At 70.9% G+C, this 19893-nt stretch carries 14 protein-coding genes; 4 read left to right on the top strand and 10 right to left on the bottom strand.

All coding sequences use genetic code 11. The features are described 5' to 3' along the window. Positions 1-16: 16 nt before the first annotated feature. Positions 17-1249 (bottom strand): radical SAM family heme chaperone HemW, encoded by a 1233-nt coding sequence (gene hemW, locus ABZ192_RS10630; protein WP_356924128.1) that lies wholly within the window; start codon positions 1247-1249, stop codon positions 17-19. A 27-nt stretch (positions 1250-1276) separates the two neighbouring features. Next, positions 1277-3286, bottom strand: a complete 2010-nt coding sequence (locus tag ABZ192_RS10625; protein ID WP_356924187.1) for a SpoIIE family protein phosphatase — start codon at positions 3284-3286, stop codon at positions 1277-1279. 384 nt (positions 3287-3670) lie between these two features. Here ABZ192_RS10625 and ABZ192_RS10620 point away from each other — a divergent pair, with 384 nt between their 5' ends. After that, the gene (locus ABZ192_RS10620; RefSeq protein WP_356924127.1) at positions 3671-7777 is read left to right on the top strand and encodes a HAMP domain-containing protein; all 4107 of its coding nucleotides are present in this window, start codon (positions 3671-3673) and stop codon (positions 7775-7777) included. Next, positions 7774-8229 carry a response regulator gene (locus ABZ192_RS10615; RefSeq protein ID WP_356924126.1) on the top strand — a complete coding sequence of 152 codons (456 nt, stop codon included), beginning with the start codon at positions 7774-7776 and terminating at the stop codon, positions 8227-8229. Before ABZ192_RS10620 ends, ABZ192_RS10615 begins: the two co-directional genes overlap by 4 nt. A gap of 67 nt (positions 8230-8296) precedes the next feature. Here ABZ192_RS10615 and ABZ192_RS10610 read toward each other — a convergent pair whose 3' ends face one another. Then, positions 8297-10171 carry an AMP-dependent synthetase/ligase gene (locus ABZ192_RS10610; protein WP_356924125.1) on the bottom strand — a complete coding sequence of 625 codons (1875 nt, stop codon included), beginning with the start codon at positions 10169-10171 and terminating at the stop codon, positions 8297-8299. Positions 10172-10435: 264 nt separating this feature from the next. Further along, positions 10436-12304: a translation elongation factor 4 gene (gene lepA, locus ABZ192_RS10605; protein WP_356924124.1), complete on the bottom strand. Its 1869-nt coding sequence runs from the start codon at positions 12302-12304 to the stop codon at positions 10436-10438. Positions 12305-12548: 244 nt separating this feature from the next. On the opposite strand from lepA, the gene rpsT reads away from it, so the two are divergent. Next, on the top strand, positions 12549-12815 hold the full coding sequence (gene rpsT, locus ABZ192_RS10600) for a 30S ribosomal protein S20 (protein WP_010042013.1): 267 nt from the start codon (positions 12549-12551) through the stop codon (positions 12813-12815). Between the two features lie 175 nt (positions 12816-12990). Here the strand turns inward: rpsT and ABZ192_RS10595 are convergent, their stop codons facing one another. Then, complete coding sequence (locus ABZ192_RS10595; protein ID WP_356924123.1) at positions 12991-13386, bottom strand: nuclear transport factor 2 family protein; 396 nt, start codon at positions 13384-13386, stop codon at positions 12991-12993. A gap of 86 nt (positions 13387-13472) precedes the next feature. Between ABZ192_RS10595 and ABZ192_RS10590 the strand changes: the two genes are divergently transcribed. Beyond that, positions 13473-13898, top strand: coding sequence for a VOC family protein (locus ABZ192_RS10590; RefSeq protein ID WP_356924122.1), 426 nt, complete (start codon positions 13473-13475; stop codon positions 13896-13898). Between the two features lie 12 nt (positions 13899-13910). Here ABZ192_RS10590 and holA read toward each other — a convergent pair whose 3' ends face one another. The 5 genes from holA to ABZ192_RS10565 all read right to left on the bottom strand — a co-directional run bounded on the left by holA (position 13911) and on the right by ABZ192_RS10565 (position 19858). Further along, positions 13911-14900: a DNA polymerase III subunit delta gene (gene holA / locus ABZ192_RS10585; RefSeq protein WP_356924121.1), complete on the bottom strand. Its 990-nt coding sequence runs from the start codon at positions 14898-14900 to the stop codon at positions 13911-13913. A gap of 75 nt (positions 14901-14975) precedes the next feature. Next, positions 14976-15221, bottom strand: coding sequence for a hypothetical protein (locus ABZ192_RS10580; RefSeq protein WP_086561908.1), 246 nt, complete (start codon positions 15219-15221; stop codon positions 14976-14978). A 38-nt stretch (positions 15222-15259) separates the two neighbouring features. Continuing rightward, positions 15260-16141 (bottom strand): YceI family protein, encoded by an 882-nt coding sequence (locus ABZ192_RS10575; RefSeq protein ID WP_356924120.1) that lies wholly within the window; start codon positions 16139-16141, stop codon positions 15260-15262. Positions 16142-16362: 221 nt separating this feature from the next. Then, positions 16363-17202, bottom strand: coding sequence for an arylamine N-acetyltransferase (locus tag ABZ192_RS10570; protein WP_356924119.1), 840 nt, complete (start codon positions 17200-17202; stop codon positions 16363-16365). Positions 17203-17206: 4 nt separating this feature from the next. Next, the gene (locus ABZ192_RS10565; protein WP_356924186.1) at positions 17207-19858 is read right to left on the bottom strand and encodes a ComEC/Rec2 family competence protein; all 2652 of its coding nucleotides are present in this window, start codon (positions 19856-19858) and stop codon (positions 17207-17209) included. Positions 19859-19893 lie beyond the last annotated feature (35 nt).

Raw genomic sequence — 19893 nt, 5'->3', positions numbered from 1 at the left:
CCAACGCGGCAGCACCTCAGTCCACCAGGTCGCGCACCACGCCGTCCGCCAGCAACCGCCCCCGCAGAGTGAGCACAGCCCGCCCTGACTCGTACGGTCCCTCCTCCAGAAGCCCGTCCGACAACGCCCGCCGCGACGCCGCAAGCCCCTCCTCCCGCAGCAACGACAACGGCACACCGTCCCGCAACCGCAACTCCAGCAGAATCCGCTCGACCCGCCGGTCCTCCCCCGACAGCACCTCACGCCCGGCCCCGGGCGACCGCCCCGCCGCCAGCGCCCCCGCATACGCCCCGGGATGCTTCACGTTCCACCACCGCACCCCGCCCACATGACTGTGCGCGCCCGGCCCGGCCCCCCACCAGTCGGCCCCCCGCCAGTACAACTCGTTGTGCAGGCACCGCCCGGCCTCCGAGACCGCCCAGTTCGACACCTCGTACCACTCGAAGCCCGCGCCCGAGAGAACCTCGTCCGCGATCAGGTACCGGTCGGCATGCACATCGTCGTCGGTCATCGGCACCTCGCCCCGGCGGATCCGACGCGCCAGCTGCGTCCCCTCCTCGACGATCAGGGCGTACGCGCTGACATGGTCCGGCCCGGCTCCCAGCACCGCGTCCAGCGACGCCCGCCAGTCGTCGTCGGACTCCCCCGGCGTGCCGTAGATCAGGTCGAGATTGACATGCTCGAACCCGGCCGCCCGGGCCTCCGCGACACACGCCTCGGGCCGCCCCGGCGTATGCGTCCGGTCCAGCACCTTCAGCACATGCTGCCGCGCACTCTGCATCCCGAAGGAGATCCGGTTGAAGCCCCCCTCGCGCAGGGCCTCCAGATACGCCGGATCCACCGACTCCGGGTTCGCCTCGGTCGTGACCTCGGCGTCCTCGGCCAGCCCGAACTCGTCACGGACGGCCGCGAGCATCCGCACCAGGTCACCGGCGTCCAGCAGGGTGGGCGTCCCCCCGCCCACGAACACCGTGCGAACGGGCCGCGGGTCGTCCCCGAGCACCTTCCGCGCCAGCCGGACCTCGTCGACCAGCGTCTCGGCGTAGTTGTCGCGCGAGGCCAGCACGCCACCGGTGCCGCGCAGCTCGGTCGCCGTGTAGGTGTTGAAGTCGCAGTAGCCGCAGCGGGTCGCGCAGTACGGAACGTGCAGGTAGAACCCGAGCGGACGGTCGGCGGCACCGGCGAGCGCGGACGCGGGCAGCGCGCCGTCGTCGGGGACGGGCTCACCGTCGGGGAGTGCGGAAGGCATGTCCTCCATTGTCCAGCACCCGGGCGGTCACTCCGCCTGGAGCACCAGCAGCGCCAGATCGTCCGCCGGGGGCCGCGCCCCGAACTCGTGCACCAGCCGCTTGATCCTTTCGGCTATCAGCTCCGCGTCCAGCCCCGCGCACCCGGCCAGCGCCGCCGCCAGCCCGTCCCCGTCGTCGAACTGGCGCGAGCCGGAGCGGCGCTCGGTGACGCCGTCGGTCACGCACAGCAGCGTGTCGCCGGACCGCAGCTCGAAGGTCTCACTGGCGTACGTGGCGTCCTCGACGACGCCCAGGAGCGTCTGGGGCTGCGCGGCCGTGTGGACCTCGCCGCCCGCTCCGAGCAGCAGGGGCAGCGGGTGCCCGGCGGAGGCGACGGTGCAGCGGACGCCGCCGTCGAAGGGGACGAGTTCGCCGTACAGCAGGGACAGGAAGCGCGTCTGGGGGCCGTCGCCGGGCGGGGTCGGCCGCGCGCCCGCCGCGACCAGCGCCCGGGCCGCCGCGTCCGCGGCCTCCGTCGCGTCGTCGAGCAGGAGCTGGTTGAGGCGGTCGAGGACGTCGGCGACGCGGTAGCCCTCACGGGCCAGCAGCCGCAGCCAGGGCCGGGCCAGGCCGATCACGACGGCGGCCTCGGGGCCCTTGCCCTGGACGTCCCCGACGGCGAAGCACCAGCGGCCGTCGCCCGCTGGGAACAGGTCGTAGAAGTCGCCGCTGGGCCCGCCCTTGTCGCACGGCTCGTACACGAGGGCGCTGCGCACCCCGGGGATCTCGGCCACGGCGCCGGGCAGCAGTCCGCGCTGGAGTACGGCGCTGATGGTGGCCTGGCGGGCGTACTGGCGGGCGGCGCCGATGGCGAGCGCGACCCGGCGGCTGAGGTCCTCGACCAGGCCGGTGATCTCGTCGGGGAAACCGGCGGACCCGGACCGTCCGATGACGAGGGTGCCCAGCGGGCGCCCGCCGGCGACGAGCCGGTACGCCAGGGCCGAGCCCGGCTCGCCGGGGGCGTCACCGAGCGCCTCGCCGGGCCAGGGGTAGTCGGACGGCCCGGACCCTGACGGGTCGGACGGGTGCGGTGTGTCCTTCTCCAGGGCCCGGCGCAGCTCCTCGATGCGGTTCTCGCTGCCGTGCCAGACCCGCGCCAGCCGGGGCCCACCCGCTCCGGCCCCGCCGCTCCAGCCGCCGGCGGTGGCCTCGTCCTCCAGCCACACCGCGCACCAGTCGGCCAGCCGGGGCACGATCAGCTGCCCGGCGAGCGCGGCGACCAGGTCCTCGTCGAGCTGTCCGGCGAGGAGGTCGGACGCCTCGGCGAGGAAGGACAGGGCCCCGCGGCCCAGCCAGGAGCCGTCGCGTCCGTCACGGCCGTCGCAGTCCTCGTACCGCTCCCGCCAGTCGCGCAGGTCCTGCCAGTCGCGCAGGTCGCCCGAGCCGCCGCCAGGGTCATGCGGGTGGCGTGCGTCCCTCGGTCCCCTCTCCGGGGTTTCCTGCCCGGGGGGCGGCTCCGGCGCCAGGATCTCCGCCACGCGCAGCCCGTGCGCCAGCGCGTGCTCCCCGGCGTACGCCTCGATCTGATCGCCGGCGTCACATCCCCCGGCGGGCAGCCGCGCCCACACGGTCTTCCGGCCCGTGCGGTACGTGATGCCCCAGGCCTCGGAGAGCGCGCCGACGAGCCGCAGGCCGCGCCCGTACTCCGGGGTGTCGTGCGGCGTTTCCGGCTCGCCGCCGCGCGGGGCGCGTGAGGGGTGGTGGTCGGAGACCTCGACGAGGAGCGCGGCGGTGTCCTTGTCGTCGCCTTCCAGCCGGCATTCCAGCTGGACGTCGGTGCCGGCGTGCACGACGGCGTTGGTGACGAGTTCGCTGACGACGAGCAGGGCGTCGTCGGCGAGACGGTCGGTGAGATGCCCGGCGGCGGGCAGGCCGAGTCCGGTCCACTCGGCGATCGCCGCGCGCAGCAGAGCGCGAGCGGAGCCCGGCGCGAGAGAGCTGCCGGACAGGGTCGCGTACGCCCGCGCACGCTCCTTGGCGGGCGCCTCGGACACCACGACGGGCGCCTCGGAAGCGACCCCGGCCCTCTCGGATGCGAACACGGGCACCTCCGCCCCGAGCGCCTGCACCTCAGCCCCGAGCCCCGACGCCTCAGCCCCGAGCGCCGGTGCCTCGGCCCCGAGCGCCGGTGCCTCGGCCCCGAGCGCCGGTGCCTCGGAAGGCAGCGCACACCCCTCGGAGACGGCCCCCTCGTGCGGGGGCCCAGGCACCTCCGAAGCGTGCGCAGGCGCCTCTGAGGCACGGGAAGCGGTCTCCCGTTGCGTCGGAATGGCCCCCATGGACAGCTCCCCGGGCAGTTCGTACGAATACGCCACAGTCGATGCCGACAGGGTGACAGACTGGCCACGCCCATAAGCGCCGAGTTACCGAAGTGGGCCGTCATGAGTGAGAACAGTGCTACTCCTGTGGTCGAAGACCGGTACGAAGACGGTCAGATTCGTGCATCCGATCTGCGTCCCCTGCTCGCGGCCATGACGGCCGCACGCGACGGCGACTTCAGCAAGGTGCCGGAAACCGGCCACGGGATGGTGGCCGAACTCACCGCGGTCTTCAACCAGGTCATGGACCGCAGCATCCACTTCACCACCGAGGTGCAGCGGGTCAGACGTGAACTGGTGCGGTACGGCCGGCTCGACGAGCGGCTGTCGGCCAGTCCGGGGCAGGGCCTGTGGACGTCCCGCGTCAACGACGTGAACCAGCTGCTCGACGCCCTCGTCGCCCCGGCCGCGAACGCCACGCGCGTACTGGACGCGGTCGCCGGCGGCGATCTGACCCAGCGGGTCGATCTGCACGACGGGACGCGGGAGTTACGCGGCGACCTGCGACGCCTCGGCCGGGCCGTGAACAAGATGGTGGACCAGCTCTCCCTGTTCACCGGTGAGGTGACGCGGGTCGCGCGCGAGGTCGGCACCGAGGGCCGGCTCGGCGGACGGGCCAAGGTGCAGGGACTGTCGGGCAGTTGGCGGGACGTGACCGAGGCCGTCAACACGATGGCGTCCCGGCTGACGGCCCAGGTGCGGGACATCGCGGCGGTCACGACGGCGGTGGCACGCGGCGATCTGACCCGCACGGTCACGGTGGAGGCGACCGGCGAGCTGCTGGAGCTGAAGCTGACCGTCAACACGATGGTCGACCAGCTCTCCGCCTTCGCCGACGAGGTGACGCGGGTCGCCCGCGAGGTCGGCACCGAGGGGCAGTTGGGCGGCCGGGCGCAGGTCCGGGGCGTGTCCGGGGTCTGGAAGGACCTCACCGACAACGTCAACTTCATGGCGTCGAACCTGACCTCGCAGGTCCGCAACATCGCCCAGGTGACGACCGCCGTGGCCAACGGCGACCTGTCCCAGAAGATCACGGTGGACGCGCAGGGCGAGATCCTGGAGCTCAAGTCGACCATCAACACGATGGTCGACCAGCTCTCCGCCTTCGCCGACGAGGTCACCCGCGTCGCCCGCGAGGTCGGCACCGAGGGCAACCTCGGAGGCCGGGCGCAGGTCCGGGGCGTCTCCGGCGTCTGGAAGGACCTCACCGACAACGTCAACTTCATGGCCGACAACCTCACCTCCCAGGTGCGGAACATCGCCCTCGTCTCCACCGCCGTCGCCCAGGGCGACCTCGGCAAGAAGATCACGGTGGAGGCCAAGGGCGAGATCCTGGAGCTCAAGTCCACGATCAACACGATGGTCGACCAGCTCTCCGCCTTCGCCGACGAAGTGACCCGGGTCGCCCGCGAGGTCGGCACCGAGGGCAACCTCGGCGGTCAGGCCCAGGTCCGGGGCGTCTCCGGCGTCTGGAAGGACCTCACCGACAACGTCAACTTCATGGCGCTGAACCTCACCTCACAGGTCCGCAACATCGCCCAGGTGACGACCGCCGTGGCCAACGGCGACCTGTCGAAGAAGATCACGGTCGACGCCCGCGGCGAGATCCTCGAACTGAAGGACACCGTCAACACGATGGTGGAGCAGCTCCGCGCCTTCGCCGACGAGGTCACCCGCGTCGCCCGCGAGGTCGGCACCGACGGCCGGCTCGGCGGCCGGGCCCAGGTGCTGGGCGTCTCCGGCGTCTGGCGGGACCTGACGGACAACGTCAACTCCATGGCCGACAACCTCACCTCCCAGGTGCGCAACATCGCCCAGGTCGCGACGGCCGTGGCGCAGGGGGACCTGTCCCGGAAGATCGACGTGGACGCGCGCGGCGAGATCCTGGAGCTGAAGACCACGATCAACACGATGGTCGACACGCTGTCCTCCTTCGCATCGGAGGTCACACGCGTGGCCCGCGAGGTCGGCTCCGAGGGGCAGCTCGGCGGCCAGGCCCGCGTCGAGGGCGTCTACGGCACCTGGAAGCGCCTGACGACGAACGTCAACGAGCTGGCGTCGAACCTCACCACCCAGGTCCGCGCGATCGCCGAGGTCGCCTCCGCCGTGGCCCAGGGCGACATGTCCCGCTCGATCACGGTCGAGACCCGCGGCGAGGTCACCGAGCTCAAGGACAACATCAACCTGATGGTGGCCAACCTGCGCGAGACGACCCGCGCGAAGGACTGGCTGGAGTCCAACCTGGCGCGCCTGGCCGCCCTGATGCAGGGCCACCGCGACCTGATGGAGGTCGCCGACCTGATACTCCGGGAGCTGACGCCGCTGGTGAACGCCCAGTACGGCGCGTTCTACCTGGCCGATCCGGAGCAGGACGGAGCGACGGTTCCCACCAAGGGGCTCGCCTTCATCGCCGGCTACGGCGCCGCCCAGGACGCGACCGTCGAGACCGGCGCCCTCCCGGTGCACGGCCTGGTCGCGCAGGCGGCCCGGGAGAAGAAGCGGATCCTGGTCGAGGGCGCCCCGACCGACTACATCAAGATCAACAGCGGTCTCGGCGAGGCGGCTCCCACGACGATCGTCATCATCCCGATCCTGTTCGAGGCCAAGCTCCTCGGCGTCATCGAACTCGCCTCCTTCTCCCGCTTCTCCGACGTGCACCTGGCCTTCTTCGACCAGTTCGTCAACACCATCGGCGTCGCCATCAACACGATCATCGCCAACTCCCGCACGGAGTCCCTGCTCGGCGAGTCCCAGCGCCTGGCCATGCAGCTCCAGGAACGCTCGGACGAACTCCAGAAGCAGCAGGGCGAACTCCAGCGTTCCAATGCCGAACTGGAGGAGAAGGCCGCCCTGCTGGCCACGTCCTCGCAGTACAAGTCGGAGTTCCTGGCGAACATGTCGCACGAGCTGCGCACGCCGCTCAACTCCCTGCTCATCCTGGCCCGGCTGCTCTCCGACAACCCGGACGGTCATCTCTCCGACCAGGAGGTGCAGTTCGCGACGACGATCCACCGCTCGGGCTCGGACCTGCTCCAGCTGATCAACGACATCCTGGACCTGTCGAAGATCGAGGCCGGCCGGATGGACGTACGCCCCAAGCGGCTCCCCCTCATCAAGCTGCTGGACTACGTCCACGCCACGTTCCGCCCCCTCACCATCGACCGGGGGCTCGCCTTCGAACTGGCGGTCGGCGAGGACGTACCGCGCGAGATGTACTCGGACGAGCAGCGCCTCCAGCAGATCCTGCGCAACCTCCTCTCCAACGCGATCAAGTTCACCGCGTCGGGCAAGGTCGAGCTGCGGGTCGACCGGGTGAAGGACGCCGAGCACCACTACGTGCGGGACACCGACGACGTCATCGCCTTCACCGTCTCCGACACGGGCATCGGCATCGCGCCGGAGAAACTCCCGGTCATCTTCGAGGCGTTCCAGCAGGCCGACGGCACCACCAACCGCAAGTACGGCGGCACCGGCCTCGGCCTGTCCATCAGCCGGGAGATCGCGGGCCTGCTCGGCGGCCGGATCGTCGCCGAGAGCGAACCCGGCAAGGGCTCCACGTTCACCCTGTACGTGCCGGTCGTGAGCCCCGGTCACACGGCGCCCGCACCGGCCCCCGAGGATCCCCCCGGACCGTCCCCGACCCTCGAGCCCGCCATCGCCGGCCCCTTCCCGGCCGCGTACGACACGGACGACGCCTGGCCCTCGCCGGCCAGGCTGGAGACGTGGACGTCCGGCAGGCCGGGCCGGATCCTGGCCGGGCGGCGGGTGCTGATCGTCGACGACGACATCCGCAACGTCTTCGCCCTCACCCATGTCCTGGGCCGCGTCGGCATGACCGTGCTGTACGCGGAGAACGGCCGTGAGGGCATCGAGATGCTGGAGCGCAGCGAGGGCGTCGAACTGGTCCTGATGGACATCATGATGCCGGAGATGGACGGCTACGAGACCATCTCCGCCATCCGCCGCACCCCGCGCTGGGCGGACCTGCCCATCGTGGCCCTGACCGCGAAGGCGATGCCCGGCGACCGGGAGAAGTCCATCGCCCGCGGCGCCAACGACTACGTGCCCAAGCCGGTGGACATCGAGCGGCTGCTGACGGTCGTGTGCGAACGGCTGGACCCGGACGACCCACCGGAACCGGAGGCCACGGAGGAGGCCCGACCGTCATGAGCACCGAACGCGCCGGAATCCTCCTGGTCGACGACATGGAGGACAACCTGACCGCCCTGGAGGCCGTCCTGGCCTCCCTCAACGAGCCTCTGATACGCGCCCGTTCAGGCGAGGAGGCGATGAAGGCCGTACTGCGGCAGCCCATCGCCCTCGTCCTGCTCGACATCCGCATGCCCGGCATGGACGGCTTCGAGACGGCCGCCCACATCAAACGCCTGGACCAGACACGCGACGTCCCGATCATCTTCCTGACGGGCGCGGACGACGACTCGGGCTACGCCTTCCGCGGCTACGCGACGGGCGCCGCCGACTACGTGACCAAGCCCTTCGACCCCTGGGTCCTCAGGGCAAAGGTCGGCGTCTTCCTGGACCTCTACCGCAAAGGCAGAGAAGTGGAACGCCTACGCGCAGAGGTCCAGGACCTAAAACGCCGGGTGGAACAGGAACCTTAGGGGCGCGGAGAACTGCGCGAGCAACCACGAACGACCCGCAGCCGCCGACGAATCCCCGCACCACCCGTCACGCCTCGCGCGACCCCTCGTACATCTCCTCGATCAGATGCTTGTACTCCCGCTCCACAACCGGCCGCTTCAGCTTCAGACTCGGCGTGATCTCACCGTGCTCCACGTCAAGATCCCGCGGCAGCAACCGGAACTTCTTGATCGTCTGCCACCGCTGAAGCCCCTCGTTGAGCTGCTTCACATACCCGTCGACCATCTCCACCGTGACCGGCGAGGACACGATCTCCTCGTACGACTTCCCGGCCAGCCCGTTCTCCTCCGCCCACTGAGTGATCGCGACCTCGTCGAGCGCGATCAGCGCCGTGCAGAAGTTCCGGTCGGCCCCGTGCACGAGGATGTTGGACACGTACGGGCACACCGCCTTGAACTGCCCCTCGACCTCGGCCGGCGCGATGTACTTGCCGCCCGACGTCTTGATGAGGTCCTTCTTGCGGTCGGTGATCCGCAGGTACCCGTCGGGCGACAGCTCCCCGATGTCCCCGGTGTGGAACCAGCCGTCCGCCTCCAGCACCTCGGCGGTCTTCTCGGGCAGCTTGTGGTAGCCCTCCATGATGCCCGGGCCGCGCAGCAGGATCTCCCCGTCGTCGGCGATCCGCACCTCCGTGCCGGGCAGCGGCTTGCCGACCGTGCCGGTGCGGTACGCCTCACCCGGGTTCACGAACGACGCCGCCGAGGACTCGGTCAGGCCGTAGCCCTCCAGGATGTGGATGCCGGCGCCGGAGAAGAAGTACCCGATCTCGGGTGCCAGTGCCGCCGACCCCGAGACGCAGGCCCGCAGGTTCCCGCCGAAGGCCTCCCGGATCTTGGCGTACACCAGCGCGTCGGCGACCTTGTGCTTGGCGCCCAGCCCGAACGGCACGGACGCGGTCCCGGTCCGCCGGAAGTTGTCCTGGGAGACCTTGGCGTACTCGCGGGCGACCTCGGCGGCCCACTGGAAGATCTTGTACTTGGCGCCACCGCCCGCCCGGGCCTTCGCGGCGACGCCGTTGTAGACCTTCTCGAAGATGCGCGGCACGGCCGCCATGTACGTCGGCTGGACCACCGGCAGATTCTCGATGATCTTGTCGACGCGGCCGTCCACGGCGGTGACGTGCCCGACCTCGATCTGGCCCGAGGTGAGGACCTTGCCGAAGACGTGCGCCAGGGGCAGCCACAGGTACTGCACGTCCTCGCCGCTGATCAGCCCGGTCGCGGCGATCGCCTTCGCCATGTACGACCAGTTGTCGTGCGGGAGGCGCACGCCCTTGGGGCGGCCTGTGGTGCCGGAGGTGTAGATGAGGGTGGCCAGCTGGTCCTTGGTGATCGCGCCGACCCGCTCCCTGATCAGGTTGGGGTCCTTCTCCAGCCGGGCCGCGCCGCGCTTTTCCAGCTCGTCCAGGGTGAGGATCCAGTCGGCGGTCTCGACGCCGGCCGGGTCGATGACCACGACGTGCGTGAGATCGGTCAGCTCTGCGCGCTTCTCCTGCGCCTTGGCCAGCTGCTCGACGTTCTCCGCGATCAGCACCCGGCTCTCGGAGTCCGACAGGATGTAGGCCGACTCCTCGGCGTTGGTCTGCGGGTAGACCGTGGTCGTGGCGGCGCCGGCGCACATGATGCCGAGGTCGGCGAGGATCCACTCGATGCGGGTGCTGGACGCGAGGGCGACGCGCTGCTCGGACTGCACGCCGAGCTCGATGAGCCCGGCCGCGATGGCATAGACCCGCTCGGCGGCCTGCACCCAGCTCAGCGACTTCCAGTCGTCCGGCCCCTGCCCCGAGGACGCGGGCACCGGATAGCGGTAGGCCTCGGCGTCCGGCGTGGCGGCCACGCGGTCCAGGAAGAGGCCCGCCACGGACGGCGGACGGTTCTCGATCAGTGTCTGTGTGTCGCTCACGACATCCTCCGGGGCCCGCGACGGCGCGGCTGGCTCAAGTGCGGCTGGTTTTCACTCACGAGCTGCTGTTCGCGAGCCATTGTTTAACTCACGAGTAACTATCGAGCAGGGATCAGAGTAAAGGCCGACCGGCCCCTGCGTAAGGGGCCGCGGCCTGTCACTTCCAACAGAGAGCTACCCCGCGTACGCACAGGGCCCGCCGCACTTTCGCACGACGGGCCCCTGTTCTACCCGGTTTGCCGTGTAACCCGCGGTAATCCGTGATTACTTCTTGCCCTTGCCCGACCCCGCGCTGTCATCGCTCGACAGGACGGCGATGAACGCCTCCTGCGGAACTTCCACGGAACCCACCATCTTCATCCGCTTCTTGCCCTCCTTCTGCTTCTCCAGCAGCTTCCGCTTACGGGAGATGTCACCGCCGTAGCACTTGGCGAGGACGTCCTTGCGGATGGCGCGGATGGTCTCGCGGGCGATGACCCGGGAGCCGATGGCGGCCTGGACCGGCACCTCGAAGGCCTGGCGCGGGATGAGCTCCTTGAGCTTCGCGACGAGCCGCACCCCATAGGCGTACGCCTGGTCCTTGTGGGTGATCGCCGAGAACGCGTCGACCTTGTCGCCGTGCAGCAGGATGTCGACCTTGACCAGGCTGGACGTCTGCTCACCGGTGGGCTCGTAGTCCAGGGACGCGTACCCACGCGTCTTCGACTTCAGCTGGTCGAAGAAGTCGAAGACGATCTCGGCGAGGGGCAGGGTGTAGCGGACCTCGACCCGCTCCTCGGAGAGGTAGTCCATGCCGAGCAGGGTGCCGCGCCGGGTCTGGCACAGCTCCATGATCGAGCCGATGAACTCACTGGGCGCCAGGATGGTGGCCCGCACGACCGGCTCGTAGACCTCCGAGATCTTGCCCTCGGGGAACTCGCTCGGGTTGGTGACCGTGTGCTCGCTGCCGTCCTCCATGACGACGCGGTAGACCACGTTCGGGGCGGTCGCGATCAGGTCGAGCCCGAACTCGCGCTCCAGCCGCTCGCGGATCACGTCCAGGTGGAGCAGGCCGAGGAAACCGACGCGGAAGCCGAAGCCGAGGGCGGCGGAGGTCTCCGGCTCGTAGACCAGCGCGGCGTCGTTGAGCTGGAGCTTGTCGAGGGCCTCGCGCAGCTCCGGGTAGTCCGAGCCGTCCAGGGGATACAGGCCCGAGAAGACCATGGGCTTGGGGTCCTTGTACCCGCCGAGCGCCTCCTGGGCCCCCTTGTGCTGGCTGGTGACGGTGTCACCGACCTTGGACTGGCGGACGTCCTTCACGCCGGTGATGAGATAGCCCACCTCGCCGACGCCGAGACCGTCGGACGCCAGCATCTCCGGCGAGTTGGTGCCGATCTCCAGCAGCTCGTGCGTGGCACCGGTGGACATCATCTTGATGCGCTCACGCTTGTTGAGCTGCCCGTCGATGACACGGACGTACGTCACCACGCCCCGGTAGGAGTCGTAGACGGAGTCGAAGATCATGGCGCGCGCGGGGGCGTCCTTCACGCCGACCGGGGCCGGGACCTGTTCGACGACCTTGTCCAGCAGCGCCTCGACACCGAGCCCGGTCTTGGCGGAGACCTTGAGCACGTCGTCGGGCTCGCACCCGATGAGGTGGGCGAGCTCCTCGGCGAACTTCTCGGGCTGCGCGGCCGGCAGGTCGATCTTGTTCAGCACGGGGATGATCGTGAGGTCGTTCTCCATCGCCAGGTAGAGGTTGGCGAGGGTCTGCGCCTCGATGCCCTGGGCGGCGTCGACCAGGAGGATGGTGCCCTCGCATGCGGCGAGTGACCGCGAGACCTCGTAGGTGAAGTCGACGTGCCCCGGGGTGTCGATCATGTTCAGGATGTGCGTCTTGCTCTTGTCGTGGGAGGGGGCCCACGGAAGTCGCACCGCCTGAGACTTGATCGTGATGCCGCGCTCACGCTCGATGTCCATGCGGTCGAGGTACTGAGCACGCATCTGCCGCTGCTCGACCACTCCGGTCAGCTGGAGCATCCGGTCGGCGAGCGTGGACTTGCCGTGGTCGATGTGCGCGATGATGCAGAAGTTGCGGATCAGAGCCGGGTCGGTACGGCTCGGCTCGGGCACATGGCTAGGGATCGCGGGCACGCAGGGTCCTGATTCTTGAGGCGTCCGCAGTGTCTGCGGTCTCGGGTCGGATCGGATCGATACGTAGCCTCCATGGTCCCACGGGTGGGGACCACGGACGGGTTTGGGCCATGAATGAGCCCGCTGGTACCGTGGGGGGCTGTGCCTCATGCCCTCTCGCAGGAGGCACTCCTCAAGAAATCACCCGGTGCAGGACCGTGCGGCATCCGTGCGGCCCCGTGCCAGAACCTGAGAAGGCTCATTCGTGGCGAACATCAAGTCCCAGATCAAGCGGATCAAGACCAACGAGAAGGCGCGGCTGCGCAACAAGGCCGTCAAGTCCTCCCTCAAGACCGCGATCCGCAAGGCCCGTGAGGCTGCTGCCGCGGGTGACGTCGAGAAGGCCACCGAGTACCAGCGCGCTGCCGCGCGTCAGCTCGACAAGGCCGTCTCGAAGGGCGTCATCCACAAGAACCAGGCTGCCAACAAGAAGTCGGCGCTGGCTCAGAAGGTCGCCGCGCTCAAGGGCTGACGTCTGATGTGACGCCGGAGGGAATCGAGCGGGCCCTCTCTCATCCGCTCCCGTCCGGCACCCTTCGGGTCCGCGCGCGGCCTGCGTTCGCCACGCGGGCGCGGATCCAACAGCTTGAAGCGAAGGCCGGGTGTCCTCCTGTTCCCCATGGGAGGGCGCCCGGCCTTCGGCCTGTTCAGGACCAGAATTCGTTGTTCTTGTCGATGTCCTCGACACACTCGTCGAGGTCGGTGACCTTGTCTCCGACGATCCGGAAGATGATGCATCCGGTGTCGTCCAGGTGCTTGCCGCCCCGCTCGGCCGTGAAGCGGGTCATGCCGACCGCGTGACCGCGGCCGTCGACAGCGATGCCGATCAGTTCGGCGTGCATCGTCCCGTTGGTCTCCGCGCCGAGCCGCTCGTACATCTCGATGATCGAGTCCACGCCTTTGAAGTCACCCGACAACGGGTGATTTCCGGGCACGTGGTGTGTGGCGTCCCCGGCGATCAGCCCGCGCAGGGTGTCCATGTCACCGCGCGAGAAGGCCTCGAATCCCTTGCGGACCAGCGCTGCGTGCGGGTGTTCAGCCATGTCCTTCGCCACCTCTCCGTGTCTTGGCGAGTACGGCTGACACTCCCGATTCTCCCTCCGGACGGTTCTGGCGGCACAGTGGAGACATGGACGCAGACGACAGGAACGTACTGGCCGGGGCCCGTGCGGCGACCAGGCTTCCCGCCCAGGACCTGGACCGGGCGCGGCGCTTCTACGCCGAGAAACTCGGCCTGGAACCCGTCGACGAACGGCCCGGTGGGCTGCTGTACCGCTGTGGAGGTGCGGAGTTCGCGCTGTTCCGGTCGGCGGGGGTCTCTCCCGGCACCTTCACGCAGATGGCGCTGGAGGTCGACGACATCGAGGCCGTCGTGGTGGAGCTCAAGCGGCGCGGCGTGGTCTTCGAGGAGGTCGACGTACCCGGCCTCCGCACGGAGGGCGGGATCGCCGAGGTCGAGGGGCACTACCCGAGCAAGGGCGCACGAGGTGAACGCGGCGGCTGGTTCCGTGACAGCGAGGGGAACCTGCTGGGGATCGGTCAGCCCCTGTACTGAGCCCCGCGGCCCTCAGCCCCGGCCCCGGGAGCGGGCCGCCCGCGCGATCGTGACCACCGCTTTCTCCAAGGCGTACTCGGGATCGTCCCCGCCGCCCTTCACGCCCGCGTCCGCCTCGGCCACCGCCCGCAGCGCCACCGCCACCCCGTCCGGGGTCCAACCCCGCATCTGCTGCCGCACCCGGTCGATCTTCCACGGCGGCATGCCCAGCTCGCGCGCGAGATCGGCCGGACGTCCGCCACGCGCCGACGACAGCTTCCCGATCGCCCGGACGCCCTGCGCCAGCGCACTCGTGATCAGCACCGGCGCCACTCCGGTCGACAGCGACCAGCGCAACGCCTCCAGCGCCTCCGCCGCACGCCCCTCGACCGCCCGGTCGGCGACCGTGAAGCTCGACGCCTCCGCCCGGCCCGTGTAGTACCGCCCGACGATCGCCTCGTCGATCGTCCCCTCGACGTCGGCGACCAGCTGGGAGACCGCCGACGCCAGCTCCCGCAGATCACTCCCGATCGCGTCGACGAGGGCCTGGCACGCCTCCGGCGTGGCGGACCTGCCCACCGCCCGGAACTCGCTCCGCACGAACGCCAGCCGGTCCGCCGGCTTCGTCATCTTCGGGCAGGCCACCTCGCGCGCCCCGGCCTTGCGGGCCGCGTCGAGCAGCCCCTTGCCCTTGGCTCCGCCGGCGTGCAGCAGCACCAGGGTGATCTCCTCGGCGGGCGCCCCGAGGTAGGCCTTCACGTCCTTGATCGTGTCGGCCGACAGGTCCTGCGCATTGCGTACGACGACGACCTTGCGCTCCGCGAACAGCGACGGGCTCGTCAGCTCGGCGAGCGTGCCGGGCTGCAACTGGTCCGGGGTCAGGTCCCGCACGTCCGTGTCGGCGTCGGAGGCCTTCGCGGCGGCCACCACCTCCTGCACGGCGCGGTCGAGCAGCAGCTCCTCCTGGCCCACGGCGAGCGTCACGGGGGCGAGAGGGTCGTCATTCGCAGTCTTCCTGGCCATCGCGACAAGCATCCCACGCGGCACTGACAACCAGGCCTACGGTTCTTGACCGGGCCTACTGGTTCCCGACCGGGCCTACGGTTCCTCCCGCCAGCCCTCCCACTCACCGGCGAACCGGTCCAGCTCACCGGGATCCAGCCGCTCTTCCTCGTCCCTCAGGACGACCAGCCACTGCGCGTCCTCGGCGTCGTCCTCACCGGCCAGCGCGTCCCGCACCAGCTGCGGCTCCTCGACGACGCCGAAACGCTCGGCAAGCGCCTGCACCACTTCTTCCGCCGCGTCCCTGTCGGGCAGCACCAGCACATGTCGCACATCACTCACGCCGGCCATTGTCCGACACCGGCTCGCGGACCGGCCGCTCAGCCCTTGCGGACGACCTGCACGTCGAGGTTGACCTTGATGCTCGGCCCCACCACCGCGATGCCGCGGGCCAGCATCGTCTGCCAGCTCACCGTGAAGTCGTCCCTGTGCAGCTCGGTCGTGGCCCGGCAGGCCGCCCGCACCTCACCCTCCATGCCGTTGCCCAGCCCCAGGTACTCCGTGTCCAGCGTGACCGTGCGCGTCACGCCGTGCAGCGACAGCGCCCCCGTCACCGCCCACCGGTTCCCGCCCTTGTGCACGAACCGTTCGCTGTAGAACTCGAGGGTCGGGAACTTCGCGACGTCCAGGAAGTCCGCCGACCGCAGATGGTCGTCGCGCATCTTCATGTTCGTGTCGATGGACGCCGCGTCGATCACCACGTGCATCGCCGACCGTTCCAGCGGCTCGCCGAGGCGTATGACGCCCGCGAAGGACTTGAACTGTCCGTGGATCCGGGCCATGCCGATGTGCCGCGCGGTGAACCCGATCGAGGAGTGCGCCGACTCGATCTCCCAGTCGCCGGCCTCGGGCAGCTCCGGCGGCCTGGCCACCTGGAGCGTCACGTCACCGAGCGAGGCGAGCGAGTTCTCAGCGACCTGCGTGGTCGCCCGGTACGGCGTGTATCCCTCCGCCGACACCGCGAGCCGGTACTCCCCGGCGGGCACCGTCGTCAGGAACGACCCATAGGGGTCCGCTCCCCCGCTGACCACCGGACGCCCCATGGTGTCGGTGACCGTGAACTCGGCATGCCGCACCGGCTCGTTGACCGGGTCGAGCACTCGGCAGGCCAACACGCCGGCGCTGGGCGGCGTCAGCACCGCCGCCAAGGGGCCCGTCCGTTGCACCCGGTTGGTTCTGTTTCCCAGCCAGCGGCCGATCATCTGGACACCTCGTCCGACTCGAAGTCAGCGGTTTGATCACTGTTCACCGAAGAGGCATTCGACCACCGATGAGGCTTTCGAGGCAACACGGGACCACATCACGGGAATCCAGCACTTGTGCTGGGACTACGCACGAGTAGCACCCATGTGGGCCAACTGGGGTGTCTGGTCCCTGTGCCCCTTCTGGTCCCGCCGTTCCCGGCCCGTCCCTGCGGCCCGGATCAGCCGTCCTGGCCGGTGCCCCGGACCGTCGGCACCGAGCCGAGCTCGATCCCGAACCGCTCCCGGTACACCCCGAGCACCTCCTCGTCCGTCCCCAGCTCCCGCTCCTCCCGGGTGCCGTCGGCTCCGGTCACCGTGAATCTGCGGCCGCTGAGCGTGATCCTCCCTCCGTCCTCCGTGACCCGTGAGCAGACCAGCGACCGCGTGAAGTGCGACACCGGCGATGTGCTGTGCCACCACGCCCCTGCCACGAAGTCCCCGAGCACCCGCGGCCGTACCTCCAGGCGGTACTGCGCTCGGCCGTCGCGGATCACGTCCAGGTCCGCCGCCTCCACCGTGTCGTGCCCACCGCGCACCCCGGCCGCGTCCGGCTGCGCCTCGACGATCCGGAACGTGCCCCCGGGATCCTCCTGTTCTCCCCTCTCCCCGAACGCCAGCGGCAGGTGGCTGTGCGCCCCGAACCCGACGTCGGCCAGCCAGTCGCCCCCGTCCACCGTCCGCACCCGCAGCGCGAGATGGTCGTACGGGATCCCGAGCCGCTCCCCGTCCCCGTACACCCGCCCCGCGAGCAGCGCCACGTCGTACCCCAGCGCGGCGAGCAACGCCCCGAAGGCGCCGTTGAGTTCGTAACAGAACCCGCCCCGCCGGGCGCCCACCACCTTGTCCAGCAGCCGCTTCTCCTCCAGCACGATCTCCTCGCCGAGATGGATCGACAGGTTTTCGAACGGCACCGCCCTCAGGTGGCGCAGATGCAGTTCGCGGAGCACGTCGACGGTGGGCCACGCCGGGTGCTCGGCTCCCAGACGGCGGAGATAGGCGTCAACCTGTGCTGAGTTCATGCCCTCAGTCTCGCGCGACCCTCAGCCTCCCGCCCTCTCCTACGACCGCCAGTGCGCCGTCCCGGTCCGTCCGCAGCACCACCGCACCCCCGGCGCGCAGCGCCGCGACCGTGCCGGGCGCCGGATGCCCGTAGCTGTTGCCGTCACCGCAACTGATCAGAGCCAGCCGCGGGGCTGCCCGGCCCATCAGGCCCGGGTCCTGGTACGCCGATCCATGATGGGCGACCTTCAGCACGTCCACGCTCTCCAGGGCCTCGGCCGCCGGTGATCTCGCCAGTGCCCGCTGGGCCGGGGGTTCGAGGTCCCCGAGGAGCAGCAGGCGCAGTCCGGCCGACCGGACCAGCATGGCCACACTGGCGTCGTTCGGCCCCTCAGGAACCGAGTGAGCCGGGTGGGCAGGGAGCACCTGCGGATGGGGGCCCGGTGGAGCAGCCGGGAGCTGGCCCGGCGGCGGGCTCGGGGGCGGGCCAGGGGGCGGCCACACCACCTGCCAGGACAGCTCCCCCGCGCGGCGCTGTTCCCCGGCGGCGGCCCGCGTCACGGGAATCCGCCGGGCCGCCGCGTGTCTGCGTACGAATGCGGCCTGGTCCGCGGGCTCTTCGAAGCCGGTCGTCTCGATCGCGGCCACCGCCCTCCCGCGCAGCACACCGGGCAGGCCCGCCACGTGATCGGCGTGGAAGTGGGTGAGCACGACCAGCGGAATCCTCGTGATGCCGAGTGAGCGCAGACAGTGGTCGACGAGCTGCGGATCGGGTCCCGCGTCCACCACCACACCGGCGCCCCCGCCCGCCGCGAGCACCATGGCGTCGCCCTGCCCCACGTCGCACATCACCAGCCGCCAGCCGGGCGGCGGCCAGCCCGTGATCACCCGGGTCACCGGTGGGGGCTGCACCAACACGAGCACCAGCACCAGGCCGCAGACCCCGCACCACCAGGGATGCCCGAGCAGCCGCCGCCCCACGAGCAGCACGACCAGCGTCACGGCCGCGAGCAGCGCCGCACCCGCCCAACTGCCCGGCCAGTCCACTCCCGATCCCGGCAGCGCGGCCCCCGTGCGGGCGACCTCGGCGATCCACTCGGCGGGCCACTGCGCGCACCACGCCAGGGCCTTGGCCACGGGCATCGCCATCGGTGCCGTGGCCAGCGAGGCGAAGCCCAGGATCGTGGCCGGAGCGATCGCGAACTCCGCGATCAGGTTGCACGGCACCGCCACCAGGCTCACCCGCGCCGACAGCACGGCGACGACGGGCGCGCACAGGGCCTGCGCGGCGGCAGCGGCCGCCAGTGCCTCGGCGAGCCGCGGCGGCACCCCGCGCCGCCGCAGCCCGGCGCTCCAGCGCGGCGCGAGCGTGAGCAGGGCGCCGGTGGCCGCGACGGAGAGCAGGAACCCGTAACTCCGCGCCAGCCACGGGTCGTACAGCACCAGCAACAGGACCGCCGTCGCCAGCGCCGGGATGAGTGACCTGCGACGGCCGGTCGCGAGCGCGAGCAGCGCGACGGCTCCGCAGGCGGCGGCCCGCAGCACGCTCGGGTCCGGTCTGCACACCACGACGAACCCGAGGGAGAGCACACCCCCGAGCACGGCGGTCGCCCGCAGGGAGACACCGAGGCGAGGCGCGAGCCCCCGCCGCTCGACGTGCTGCGCCAGACCCGGCGGGCCGAGCAGCAGCGCGAGCAGGATCGTGAAGTTGGCCCCCGACACGGCCAGAGTGTGGGTGAGGTCGGTCTCCTTGAAGGCCTCCTCCAGCTTCGGGGTGATCCGCGAGGTGTCCCCCACGACCAGCCCCGGCAACAGCGCCCGGGCATCCGCCGGCAGCCCGTCGGTCGCCTTCCGCAGCCCGGCCCGCAACCGCCCGGCGAACCGCTGAGCGGCCGAGGGCCCCCCGACCACGTCCGGTTCCGCCCGGCCCCGGACCCGCAGCACCGCCGCGACCCGGTCACCGCCCGTCATCGCGGGAGCCAGCCGCCCGCTGACCCGCAGCCGCGTCGACGGCAGCAGCCCCGTCCACGGCGACCTCACCGGCCCACCGGCGGCAGACCGCCCGCCTTCGACGGCCCCTGTCGCGGGGGCCGACCGCCCATCCCCCGCGCCCGCCGTAGCCTCACCCGCGGAGGCCGACCGCCCCTCCTCGGCCGTCCGGCCGGCCCGCCCCAAGTCGATGATCATCAGCACCGGCGTCCGCGTCCCCACCGTCACGCCGCCCGCCTCCTGGACGCGCCGCACCTCGGCCTCGATCAGCACGGCGGTCGGAGCCACGTGATCGCCCCGGACCTTCGGCCGGGTGAGCCGGGGGTCGGACGTCAGCTCCACCTCGGCGGTCGCCGTCGCGTACTCCCGCGCCAAGCCGGGCACAGGCCCCCGGCGCAGATCGGCCCCGTGCAGCCCGGCCGAGGCGGCAGCCGCGGCCACGCACAGCAGCACGGCTGCGGCCGACGCGCGCGGCCAGGAGGCCCACCCCGCCCGCCGGGCGAGCGGCAGCAGGCCGACGGCGGCCAGACAGCCGGCCACGACGCCGAGGACCCACCTCGGCGGCGCGTCCAGCACCAGCGCCGCCGTGCCCCAGGTCGCGAGGGCGGGTGGGACGAGCCGCAGGTCCGTGGGTCCTTCCTGCCGCGGACGGGAGCTGCCCAGCCGCTTGCCGGAAGCGGCGTGCACGGACGAACGGGCGGGAGAGGCGGACCCGGAACGGG

It is taken from the genome of Streptomyces sp. NPDC006235, from assembly GCF_040613735.1.
Taxonomy (GTDB): domain Bacteria; phylum Actinomycetota; class Actinomycetes; order Streptomycetales; family Streptomycetaceae; genus Streptomyces.
Note: the sequence above shows the minus strand (reverse complement) of the source record. Positions and strands in the feature narration are given on the sequence as shown.

Coding starts and splice junctions, on each gene's coding strand:
- hemW (WP_356924128.1), bottom strand. CDS start 1,249: ATGCCTTCCGCACTCCCCGACGGTGAGCCCGTCCCCGACGACGGCGCG.
- ABZ192_RS10620 (WP_356924127.1), top strand. CDS start 3,671: ATGAGTGAGAACAGTGCTACTCCTGTGGTCGAAGACCGGTACGAAGAC.
- ABZ192_RS10615 (WP_356924126.1), top strand. CDS start 7,774: ATGAGCACCGAACGCGCCGGAATCCTCCTGGTCGACGACATGGAGGAC.
- ABZ192_RS10595 (WP_356924123.1), bottom strand. CDS start 13,386: ATGGCTGAACACCCGCACGCAGCGCTGGTCCGCAAGGGATTCGAGGCC.
- ABZ192_RS10590 (WP_356924122.1), top strand. CDS start 13,473: ATGGACGCAGACGACAGGAACGTACTGGCCGGGGCCCGTGCGGCGACC.
- holA (WP_356924121.1), bottom strand. CDS start 14,900: ATGGCCAGGAAGACTGCGAATGACGACCCTCTCGCCCCCGTGACGCTC.
- ABZ192_RS10575 (WP_356924120.1), bottom strand. CDS start 16,141: ATGATCGGCCGCTGGCTGGGAAACAGAACCAACCGGGTGCAACGGACG.
- ABZ192_RS10570 (WP_356924119.1), bottom strand. CDS start 17,202: ATGAACTCAGCACAGGTTGACGCCTATCTCCGCCGTCTGGGAGCCGAG.